Consider the following 5,196-nt stretch of genomic DNA (forward strand, 5'->3'; position numbering starts at 1 on the left):
CAATGGATTGAGCGAGCTTTCCAGCAAAACAAACAGCTCGGGCCGACCGCACAGGCTCTCGGTATCGACATCTCTACTCTTTTGAGAAAATGCAAAAGGTTGGGGATAAGACGAACTGCAACATTAGCGGAAATGCCATGAATAGGCCACTTAGCCTAGGCTGAATTGCCTAGGTCTCCGGCAGCATTGCGACAACATTAAGACGTAGAGAGTTGGCAGAGGAGGCTTTTACTATATTTCTGAATATTCGGTAAATGTGGCACAATTCTTGCTCTAGTATTAAGTCTAGAAGCAGGAAGGGGGTGCCACATTTTTAATACGTTAATGGTACTTAGACAGAATTGAAAAAGCGAATCGGTAAAAAAGTGTTTCTTGTAATGAATGAATTAAGGTATGAGGAGGAGAATTATGAGACCAGTGTATATGGTATCTGGCGGGATTACAAAATTTGCCAAATCCACCCCTAAAAAGGATTTTCGTTATATGGCTAAAGAGTCTTTTGATCAGGCCATGGCGGATATACCAAACTTGACTTTAGACCAGATTGACGGCTCAGTCATCGCCTATTTTTCTGATCACTTTACCCGACAGTTAATGGCAGGGATTATGGTACAAGATTATTTAGGACTTACCCCAAAGCCTTCCAAACGGGTCGAGTCTGGAGGCGCAACGGGAGGAATGGGCTTTCAAACAGCATGGGAGGCTATTGCCAGTGGACGGATGAATGTTTGTGCGGCCGTAGGGTTCGAAACGATGTCCCATGTAAATACCTGGAAGGGGAATGAGTTTATAGCTCTTGCGTCAGATGTTAACTTTGATTACCCAGTTGGAGGTTTTTACACTGGCTATTATGCAATGATGGTCAAACGACATATGCACGAATTCGGCACCACAGAGCGGCAACTTGCGGCAGTCTCAGTTAAAAATCACGGAAACGCACTGCATAATCCTTACGCTCAGTTTCCAGCAGAGCTAACGATTGAAGATGTTCTCAACTCAGAAATGGTGGCTGACCCACTAAAACGTTTGGATATTTGCGTCATGTCAGATGGAGCAGCCACAGCGATCTTGGCCTCGGAAGAGATGGCCTTTAAGTTAACCGACAAACCAATCCTGATATCTGGTGTGGGTACAGGAACAGATGCCATGCGTTTGTCGGATCGTCCTTCCCGCGAAGTTATCCTTCTTAACCATGAAAGAGCAGAGGATTATAAAGGCTTAAAATATCCAGGGGTACATTCTTTTAGGGGAGGTCGAGTTGCAGCGAAAGAAGCCTACAAAATGGCTGGGATCGAAAATCCCATGGAGCAGCTGGATTTCGTAGAGCTTCACGACGCCTTTACCTCTTCAGAAATTCAAACCTATGAAGATTTAGGGTTGTGTAAATATGGAGAAGGTGGAACCTTTGTAGAATCGGGAGCCGCCAATGTCAACGGAAAAATGCCGGTAAATCCTTCAGGAGGACTATTAGCCTGTGGTCATCCGGTGGGTGCAACGGGATTGATGCAATCTGTCTTTGCCCTCTGGCAGCTTCAGGGGACTATTGGTCAACATTTTGGCGGGGATGAAACTTTGCAAATAAAAGGAGCCAAACGAGGTTTGATTCACAGTCATGCAGGGACAGGAACTTATATTACCTGCAGCATTCTCGAGAGGGGGTTCTAACTATGAGTGAAAAGAGTGTTTCAATGCCAGTCAAGATGGACGAAGTCGAACAAGGATGTATTCTTTATAACATAGACCCTATCGTCATGAAATACCACTATGAAGTGGATTACATTCATAGCTATGCACAAGATTCACCTTTTTTTGAGGGTTTAGCTAAAGGAGAGCTCAAAGGAAGTAAATGCACGAAGTGTGGCGGTACCTTTGCGACTCCGCGCAGTCACTGCATGACTTGCGGAGCGGAGACGGAATGGATGCAGCTACCCTTAACAGGGAAAGTGCATACCTATACAACCTGTTACTTTGGAGGGCAAGAGTTTTTGGCAGAAACCCCCTTTACCCTCATTATGGTCGAGTGGCCGGGGGTCGATACCTTGTTTCTATCCCGTCTGATCGGGGTAGCCCCTGCGGATGTTAAGATCGGCATGAATATTCAAGCAAAGTTTAAACGATTAAGTCAGTTCAAACCCACTGACGTCTATTTTGTTCCCGCTTGATAAAAAAATGAAGGGGGTAGGGTAAATGTTTGGTTTAACTGAAGATCAAAAGTCATTGCGTGCCATGGTGCATTCGTTTGCTGATGAGGTTGTAGAGCCTGGGGCAGAGGAACGTGATCGGACGGGTGAATTCCCTCTGGAAATAGTAAAAAAGATGGGGGAACTAGGACTTATAGGTTTGCCATTTCCAGAGGATGTAGGAGGAACCGGTGGAGACACGGTCAGTTATGCTTTAGCCGTTGAGGAGTTGTCCCGGGTATGTGCCTCAACTGGAATTACTTATGCCGCCTTACTATCCTTGGGGATAAGCCCGATTTATTACTTCGGTACTCCTGAGCAAAAGGAAAAATACCTTCCTTCCTTATTTAGTGGCAAGTATTTGGCTGCTTTTGGGTTAACCGAGCCTGGAGCGGGTTCTGATGCAGGTGGTACGAGAACAAGAGCACGTCGAACGGATAAAGGGTGGGTTCTTAATGGCTCGAAATGTTTTATAACTAATGCAAGCTATTCAGGAGTTGTTACAGTAACAGCACTTACCGATCCTTCAAAGGGAACCCGTGGGATAAGTTCCTTTTTGGTAGAACCCGGTACTCCAGGATTCCAGATTAATACGCCTTATGACAAAATGGGCCTCCATGCTTCCAACACTACAGAACTTGTTTTTGAGGATGTAGAAATACCAGCAGGAAATCTTTTAGGTGAAGAAAACAATGGTTTTCGTCAATTCATGAAAATATTAGACGGTGGTAGGATTAGCATAGGGGCAATGGGCGTGGGCATTGCCCAAGGTGCACTAGATAAGTCGTTGAAGTATTCTATGGAGCGTAAGCAATTCGGGCAAACTTTAAGTAGTTTTCAGGCTATCCAATTTAAACTTGCAGACATGGCTACCCAAACTGAGTTGTCACGCCTGATGATCTTACGGGCAGCAAGTCTGAAAGATGCTCATCTGCCTTTTGGTAGAGAATCAGCCATGGGAAAACTCCATGCTTCGGAAACTTCGGTCAAGAACTCGCTCGAGGCTATCCAAATTCACGGTGGATATGGCTATATGAAAGATTATCATGTAGAAAGGTATCTACGTGATGCAAAACTATTGGAAATAGGGGAAGGAACGTCCGAAATTCAGCGCTTAGTTATTTCTAGGGCTTTGGGTTGTCGCTAACAGTACATTATTACCTAACAATTTACCATTTCTACTCTTATGCATAATGCAAATGAATGGGAATTGGCGAACTGAAACATTGGCAGGAATGCAATAAATAAGCAACCTTGCCTGGGCAGAGTTGCCTAAGGTCTCTAGCAACATTGCGATATTATTAAGAGCAAAAAGAGGGCGGACTAGACCTTGCTAATGTTTCAGAATATTCAGTAAACGTGGCACAACTTTTGCTTTATATAAGTCTAGAAGCAGGAAGGGGGTGCCACATTTTTAATGCGTTAATGATACTTAGATAGAATTGACCAAGCGAATCGGTAAAAAAGGTGTTTCTTGTAATGAATGAATTATATGGGGCAGTTTGTTACTGATAATCGCTTCTTTAATCTCCCTGGTTACTTGGTGAGGTTCATTCAAATACTGTCTGGAAGTAACGAAAAAGTTTTCAAGTGTATGACATAGTTGGTAAAGACTCATAGCGGACTTGAATAGGGTGGGGGGATAAATGATCTGGAATCCAGAAATGACGTTTCGAGCTATGATTCGCTCAATTAGTGATGGTATCTATATAACAGATTCCCAAGGAGACTGTCTTGCTCATAATGAAGCTTTCTTGCATATTACGGGGATCCCCATAAATGTCGTGGGACGGAACGTTAGTACTCTGATAGATGACAACTTGATATCAGACTCTGCGACAATTGAGGTTATTCGCTGTGGAAAGCGTGTATCCAAAGTAATTATCTTTCCAAGTGGTTGCGAGGCCTTAGTAACGGGTAATCCAGTCTTTGATAAAGACGGCAAATTGATAAACGTGGTGTGCGAGGTGCGTGATTTAAGTGAACTAAATACATTGAAAGATGAATTAAAGCGTTCTAAACAGCTTAACAAGCAGTACCGGGAGATTCTAAAAAACTATGGCCCTGCTGTGAGCACTGAGGTGGTAACGGTACGCGATCCTAAAATGCAAAGCATGTTAGATGCCTTACCCAGAATCGGTGATTCTGACGCAACGGTGCTGATCAACGGAGAGTCTGGGGTAGGAAAAGGACTGATAGCTTCGTTGATCCATGAGCATAGCAGTCGCAGCACGAAAGGAAAGTTCATAAAGGTGGACTGCAGCGCGATTCCATCGTCATTAATGGAATCAGAATTATTCGGCTATGAGGGGGGAGCGTTCACAGGTGCGAAACGAGAGGGCAAGCCGGGATTGCTGGATCAAGCCAATCACGGCACAGCCTTCATGGATGAGATAGGAGAGTTGCCCCTGTTTCTCCAAGTAAAACTGCTTAGTGTATTACAAGACCATAAAATTCTGCGAGTTGGAGGAACGACGCCTCGGTTGATGGACATCAGGTTTGTATGCGCCACTAATCGAGATTTAGAAAAGATGGTGGATGAGGGGACATTTCGGAAGGACCTCTATTACCGACTAAATGTCATACCTGTTGGAATACCGCCCTTAAGAGAACGGAAAGAGGATATATTTGTATTAACCTTGTCCTTCTTGGACAAATTCTGTAAAAAATATCATCGCAATCTGAGCTTTGTCCCGGAAGCAATGGACTGCTTATATGAATACTCTTGGCCCGGAAATGTGCGTGAACTGGAAAATGTCGTGGAACGATTGGTGGTACTGAGCCAAACGGGTCTCATTGAGAAAGCGGATTTACCGGAGAAGATTCGACAGGCTAGTGAGGTGGTTGTTTTGACCGTTCCCTCGAGTGAAAATAATCGGAAAGTAATTCCGCTGAAAGCGGCAGTGGCGGCAACCGAAAGACAATGGATTGAGCGAGCTTTCCAGCAAAACAAACAGCTCGGGCCGACCGCACAGGCTCTCGGTATCGACATCTCTACTCTTTTGAGAAAATGCAA

At 44.5% G+C, this 5,196-nt stretch carries 4 protein-coding genes; all 4 read left to right on the top strand.

Features of this window, described 5'->3' with window-relative positions:
- The first annotated feature begins 408 nt into the window (after window positions 1-408).
- The gene (locus tag BUB11_RS26435; RefSeq protein WP_073033615.1) at window positions 409-1,665 is read left to right on the top strand and encodes a thiolase C-terminal domain-containing protein; all 1,257 of its coding nucleotides are present in this window, start codon (window positions 409-411) and stop codon (window positions 1,663-1,665) included.
- A 2-nt stretch (window positions 1,666-1,667) separates the two neighbouring features.
- Window positions 1,668-2,162, top strand: coding sequence for a Zn-ribbon domain-containing OB-fold protein (locus BUB11_RS26440; RefSeq protein ID WP_084110594.1), 495 nt, complete (start codon window positions 1,668-1,670; stop codon window positions 2,160-2,162).
- 25 nt (window positions 2,163-2,187) lie between these two features.
- Window positions 2,188-3,327: an acyl-CoA dehydrogenase family protein gene (locus BUB11_RS26445; protein ID WP_073033616.1), complete on the top strand. Its 1,140-nt coding sequence runs from the start codon at window positions 2,188-2,190 to the stop codon at window positions 3,325-3,327.
- 499 nt (window positions 3,328-3,826) lie between these two features.
- Window positions 3,827-5,196 (top strand): sigma-54 interaction domain-containing protein (locus BUB11_RS26450; protein ID WP_073033617.1); only part of this gene is annotated, 1,370 nt, incomplete at its 3' end.

The sequence above is a fragment of the Desulfosporosinus lacus DSM 15449 genome, from assembly GCF_900129935.1.
GTDB classification, from domain to species: domain Bacteria; phylum Bacillota; class Desulfitobacteriia; order Desulfitobacteriales; family Desulfitobacteriaceae; genus Desulfosporosinus; species Desulfosporosinus lacus.